5 protein-coding genes are annotated in these 4,073 nt (G+C 70.4%); 2 read left to right on the forward strand and 3 right to left on the reverse strand.

Annotated features, from left to right (window positions below):
- Positions 1-406: 406 nt before the first annotated feature.
- On the forward strand, positions 407-949 hold the full coding sequence (locus AC6CKD_RS37840; RefSeq protein ID WP_498333952.1) for a GNAT family N-acetyltransferase: 543 nt from the start codon (positions 407-409) through the stop codon (positions 947-949).
- A 48-nt stretch (positions 950-997) separates the two neighbouring features.
- Positions 998-1,639 carry a GNAT family N-acetyltransferase gene (locus AC6CKD_RS37845; protein WP_498333954.1) on the forward strand — a complete coding sequence of 214 codons (642 nt, stop codon included), beginning with the start codon at positions 998-1,000 and terminating at the stop codon, positions 1,637-1,639.
- On the opposite strand, the gene AC6CKD_RS37850 is transcribed toward AC6CKD_RS37845, so the two are convergent.
- From AC6CKD_RS37850 to AC6CKD_RS37860, 3 genes are all read right to left on the reverse strand, one after another.
- Positions 1,624-2,877 (reverse strand): MFS transporter, encoded by a 1,254-nt coding sequence (locus AC6CKD_RS37850; RefSeq protein ID WP_498333956.1) that lies wholly within the window; start codon positions 2,875-2,877, stop codon positions 1,624-1,626. The two genes, AC6CKD_RS37845 and AC6CKD_RS37850, sit on opposite strands and share 16 nt — an antisense overlap.
- Positions 2,874-3,413 (reverse strand): ArsR/SmtB family transcription factor, encoded by a 540-nt coding sequence (locus tag AC6CKD_RS37855; protein WP_498333958.1) that lies wholly within the window; start codon positions 3,411-3,413, stop codon positions 2,874-2,876. The genes AC6CKD_RS37850 and AC6CKD_RS37855 overlap by 4 nt, the downstream gene beginning before the upstream one ends.
- 66 nt (positions 3,414-3,479) lie before the next feature.
- Positions 3,480-3,719 carry a DUF6069 family protein gene (locus tag AC6CKD_RS37860; RefSeq protein WP_498333960.1) on the reverse strand — a complete coding sequence of 80 codons (240 nt, stop codon included), beginning with the start codon at positions 3,717-3,719 and terminating at the stop codon, positions 3,480-3,482.
- Between the last annotated feature and the right edge of the window lie 354 nt (positions 3,720-4,073).

Genomic DNA, 4,073 nt, shown 5'->3' on the forward strand with positions numbered 1-4,073 from the left:
AGGAGCGGCCCCGTCTGAGATGCCTGTGCCCTCCTCCGGTCGGCGGTCATCCGCACATACGGATCCGGCAGGACCGGTAGCTCAGCCAGAACAGACGCGCGGGGCGATCACAGCATCCAGGACCGGGCGCCTGAACACCCTTCCCGTGACCGCCGACCGCCACCACGAGCGAGAGGGGCATGGGGAAGCCCCTCAGGGTCGGTGGGCGCGACAGATCGCTACACACTCTCGCTCGGCTTGGCGACTGCGGGCCGTCCTGGGGGCGTTGGGGTGCGTGACACGGGTGCGCAGGTCACCGGGGTTCCGGCCCGTCCGTTCCGGCCGTGGGCCTCGAGAACGCCGACTCCTTCCGCTGACCGCGATCTATTGGGTTGCTGCCCACTGTGCGGTCGGATAGGAAGCTCGCATGCTAAAAGGCAACACGGTTGGGCTCAGGGCCCGGCACGAGGACGACATTCCCATCCTGCACGCCGGTCTCCACGACGATGTGGTCACCGCTTCCAGGGCGACGGGGCTTCCCTGGCGACCGCTCATGGCCGGCTCCGAAGCCCTGTCGTTCATGGTCGACGACAGGAATGAGGGGCACGTTCCGTTCTCCGTGGTGGACCTGGACAGTGGCGCGCTGGTCGGTACCGCGACGCTGTGGGGCATCGACAACCACAACCGGTCCGCGCACGTCGGGCTCGGGCTGTTGCCGGGTTCTCGGGGCAAGGGCTACAGCACGGACGTGGTCGCGGTGCTGTGCCACTACGGCTTCGTCGTGCGCGGCCTGCGCCGGCTGCAGATCGAGACGCTGGCGGACAACATCGCGATGATCCGTGCCGGTGAGCGCAACGGCTTCGTCCGCGAGGGTGTGCTGCGCTCTTCGGCCTGGGTGCTGGGTGAGTTCCTGGACGAGGTCCAGCTCGGACTCCTTGTCGAGGAGTGGAAGTCCCTCCCTGACGCGTAATGTTCACGCAGCGCTATGACCTATTACCAGTCAGGGGGGCGTGCGGCGATGCCGGACACCAGGATCAGCGAACTCGTGCGGATGTGGATCGACGGCTGGGTCGTCTCCCGGGGCGGATCGGACCCGATCGGGGAGCCGTGGGGGTGGACGATCGACGTCGGCCAGTCCAAGCACGTGGCCCGGCACGTGCTGCCGGAGCCCTCCGAGGCCGATGTGCGCAAGATCGTCGCCGCGACGAGCGCCCCCGGGACGTGGCTGAAGCTGTTCGCCGACGAGGAGGCGGTCCTGCCCTGGGTCGGGCCGGGCTGGCGGCTCGACGTCGCAGGTTTTCTGATGACCTGTGACCTTGCATCGGAGCGGCCGGAGGTGCCGGCCGACTACACGCTCACCAAGTGGAGCCGGGGCGGAGTCACCCGAGTACTGGTCCGCACGCGGGCCGGGCACTTCGCCGCCCGTGGCCAGATCGCCCACGTCGGCGCCCATGTCGTGGTCGACCAGGTCGAGACCGCCGCCGAGCACCGGCGCAAGGGCCTCGGCGGCTTGGTGATGCGCACCCTGCAGAGCACCGCGTACGAGGCCGGCGCCACGACCGGCCTCCTGGTCGGCACGCCCGACGGCCGGGCGCTCTACTCCGCGCTGGGCTGGACCACGCACGCCCCGATGACGAGCCTCTGCTACGAGGCGAACTGAACGGGATCAGGCGCGGCGGCGCGCAGTGCCGCCTCGACCTGGCGGTTGCTGGTCATGTTCGCCGTGATGGCGGTCATGGCGAGGAGGAGGCCGCCGGCGGCGTAGAGCGGGGTCCTTATGTCGTAGCTGGTGGCCAGCCAGCCGCCGAGGAACGCGCCGAACGGGGCGGCGCACATGGCGAGCATGCGGGAGGTGGAGGCGACCCGGCCCATCAGGTGAGCGGGGACGATCGCCTGTCGGAGTGAGGGTGCGAGCACCATCGTCGCTCCCATGCCCGCTCCGCAGACGGCGAGCGCGAGGCCGGCTGCGTACGGGTTCGGGGCGACGGCAAGGCCCAGGATGGCCAGTCCCTCGACCGCGGCCGTGCAGGTGAGCGCGGTGCCGGTGCCGAGTTTCCGGCCGAGGAAGGAGGCGATGCCCGCGCCGAGCAGACCGCCGGTGGCCTCCGCCGTGAGGAGCAGGCCGAAGCCGAAGGTGTTGATGCCGAGATGATCGTGCGCGAAGAGGGCGAGCACGGTCTCCACGGCGAGGAAGGCGACGTTCCCGACCGCCGGACGCAGCGCGAGCCCGAGCAGCAACCGGTCCCCGAACACGTACGAGGCACCGGCCCGGGCCTGCCGCAGCAGCGACTCGCGGGCCTTCGGTACGGGCCGCGGCATGGCGGGCAGCGATCGTACGAGCGCTGCGGAGAGCGCGAACGACACCGCGTCGGCGAGCAGCGGAACCGCCCGCCCGAGCGCGAGCAGCGCACTTCCCGCAGGCGGCCCCACGAAGCCGGACGCAGCGGTCTGGCTGCTCCGTAGGCGGGAGTTGGCGCGTTCCAGGAGCGCGGGGTCACGGCCGAGCAGATCCGGCAGATAGGCCGTGGCGGCCGTGTCGAAGAAGAGTCCGCCGAGGCCGAGCAGGAAGGCGACGGCCGCGAGCAGCGGAATGCTCAGCATGTCGAGCGCGGCCGCTGCCACCGGTATCACGAGCAACACCGCGCGGGCCGCGTCCGCGACCCACATCGTGCGACGGCGGTCCCAGCGGTCCACCAGCGCACCGCCGAGCACCCCGAAGAGCAGCCACGGCAGCGTTCCGACGGCGGTGACGACGGCGAGCGCCATCGGATCCCGCGTCAGCGTCAACGCGATCAGCGGCAGCGCCGCATGCGTCACCCCGTCACCGAGCGAGGACACCGTCTGCGCGGTCCAAAGCCGCCCGAACCCGGTCGGCAACTTCCGAAGATCTGAGGTCACTTGGCGTCCCCTTCGGCCTGCCCGGACGATCTCGGGTGGAACAGGGCGAAGACGAGTGACGCGTCCGGCAGAGACGGATCGGACAGCTCCCGGTACTCGTCCGCCAGTGCGTCCAGCCGCGCCCCCAGCTCCGCGAACTGCTCCTCCGTGAGCCGCAGATGCGCCATGCGTACGTGCCGGTCGCTCTCCACCGGCGATGCCTCCAGGTCCGCCACCGCATGCCGCATCAGCACATCCGGCCCTCCCTCTCCCGGATCCGGAAGCGCGATCCCGCGCGCGGCCATCGCGTAGTACCGCTCGGTGACCCCGCGGACCTTGCGCGTTCGCACCACCTTCACCAGGCCGGCTCGTTCGAGCAGCCGTACGTGGTAGCTGGAACTCCCCTTCGCGAGACCCACGCGCTGGGCGATCTGCGTGATGGTCGCGGGCTCGAATCGGAGCACGGCCATGATCCGGTGGCGCGTGAGGTTGGAGACGGCGCGCAGCTGCTCGTCGGTGGTGACGTGAAGCGTCTCGGGAAGATCATCGGCAGGCATGCGCCCAATGGTCAACGATTCTTGACCATTGTGCAAGGGGATTCAGTGCGGCCTTCCGGGCTGCCGTCACCGCCGGCGCCGTCGGAGCTGCAGAGTGGTGACGACCGCCGCGCCGAGGGTGAGGTGCATCAGCGACAGGGCCGCGACGGTGCCCCCGTCGGCCCCGGACGACAGCGGTCCGGCAACCGGCAACAGCGCGAGCCCACCGCCCGCGTACTGCGCGATCCGCAAGAAGACCGGCTTCCACAGAGCCAACACGAAGGCGGCGCCCGTCCCGAAGACCAGCGGGACGACGGAGGCGCCGATGACGCCCGCAACGCCGTTCCCGCCGCCGTCCCCGTCGCACTTCCAACCTGAACGTCACTTGAGGTCAAGCCCTGTTCCGACCGGACCAGCCCAGCCACGGACGGCCCGCAGTCGCTGAGCCGAGTGGGAGTGTGTAGCGATCTGTCGCGCCCACCGACGCTGAGGTCGCTCTCATGCCCCTCTCGCTCGTGGTGGCGGTCGGCGGTCACGGGAAGGGTGTCCAGGCGCCCGGTCCTGGATGCTGTGATCGCCCCGCGCGTCTGTTCTGGCTGAGCTACCGGTCCTGCCGGATCCGTATGTGCGGATGACCGCCGGCCGGAGGAGGGCACAGGCATCTCAGACGGGGCCGCTCCG

Source organism: Streptomyces sp. GQ60 (assembly GCF_059758875.1).